Annotated in this window: 1 pseudogene; it reads left to right on the top strand. The window is 64.5% G+C overall.

The features are described 5' to 3' along the window. Window positions 1-431, top strand: a pseudogene (locus tag EN893_RS37660) (acyltransferase); the annotation flags it as partial.

The following is a 431-nucleotide window of genomic DNA, read 5'->3' as shown; positions in this document are numbered from 1 at the left end:
ACACGCACACTCGACCTGCTGCTGGTGCATCACGGCGTTTTCTTCGCCACCGGCGTCATGCTGTGGCTGATGCGCTTCAAGGCGGTGACAGGCGCCCGACTTGCCTTCTGCGCCCTGTTCCTGGCCGGTGGTGTGCTGCAGATCGCCAGTTCGGTCGACGTTCATATCCTGAAGGTCGGGCGGGATATGCCGTTCGCGCCGCCGATCCTCATCTTCCTCATTGGCATCGCGCTGATGGCATGGTCTCTGCGGCTCAACCTCTCTTGGAGCGGCTGGCGCCGGATCGGGCTGATGACCTACCCGCTCTACCTGCTGCACGATGTCGTCGGCGCGGCCCTGCTCGGCATCCTGGTTCGCGCCGGTCTGCCACATCTGTTCTCGATGGCGGTCGTCGGCGCGACGATGATCGCGGCAAGCTGGCTGGTGGCGAT

Origin of the sequence: Mesorhizobium sp. M7A.F.Ca.CA.004.04.2.1 (assembly GCF_004022825.1) — a bacterium.
Lineage (GTDB): Bacteria > Pseudomonadota > Alphaproteobacteria > Rhizobiales > Rhizobiaceae > Mesorhizobium.
The sequence above is the reverse complement of the archived record's forward strand: the minus strand, read 5'-3'. Positions and strand labels throughout refer to the sequence as shown.